Raw genomic sequence first — 779 nt, forward strand, 5'->3', positions numbered from 1 at the left:
TCACCGGCAAGGACGCTCAGCACGATCCTTGTCTTCTTCTCCACCGGAATCTGGGGTGGTCTTCCCATGTCGGACTCTCCGTTCAGGACTCAACTAACAGCCCTGCCACATAGTCTGACGCGCGACACAGGTCACCAACCGTGCCACACCCTCCACGCCGGGTGCTCCGGTCAGCGGGCACGGACTGGTCGGCATCCGTGAACGCGTCGCCTCCGTTCGCGGCACCGTGCACACCAGCAGCCCGCCCGGGTTCTTCACCCTCACCGCGGAACTGCCTCTCATCGGCCAGAAAGGGCGCCCATGATCCGTGTTCTCGTCGCCGACGACCAGGCCCTCATCCGCGGCGCTGTCACCGCGATCCTCGCCGACATCACCGACATCGAAATCGTCGGAGAAGCCGTCAACGGACAAGAAGCGGTCACTCTTGCCCAGACCCTGCGCCCTGACGTGATCCTCATGGACATCCGCATGCCCGTCAAAGACGGGATCGAGGCCACGACCGAGATCTGCAACGACCCCGCCCTGTCGGGTGTGCACGTACTCATCTTCACCACGTTCGAAGAAGACCACTACGTCGCCACCGCCCTCGTCGCCGGCGCCAGCGGCTTCCTCGGCAAAGGCGCCGACCCGGACGAGATCGCCCATGCCATCCTGTCCCGCGTCAAGTAGTTGGCAGGATTTCTTCTCGTTCGAAGTTGGGGATGGTGGGGTCGGCCAGGCCCAGGTGCACCTCCATTGGCCGGTTCCAGGAGATCGCCTCGTGCGGGCGGATCTCGTTG

General features: G+C 64.2%; 1 protein-coding gene. It reads left to right on the forward strand.

What is annotated here, in order from left to right:
* The first annotated feature begins 300 nt into the window (after window positions 1-300).
* Window positions 301-669, forward strand: coding sequence for a response regulator (locus tag J4H92_RS15175; protein WP_208099017.1), 369 nt, complete (start codon window positions 301-303; stop codon window positions 667-669).
* Window positions 670-779: the final 110 nt, after the last annotated feature.

Source organism: Leucobacter weissii (assembly GCF_017565745.1).
In the GTDB taxonomy this organism is placed as follows: Bacteria; Actinomycetota; Actinomycetes; order Actinomycetales; family Microbacteriaceae; genus Leucobacter; species Leucobacter weissii.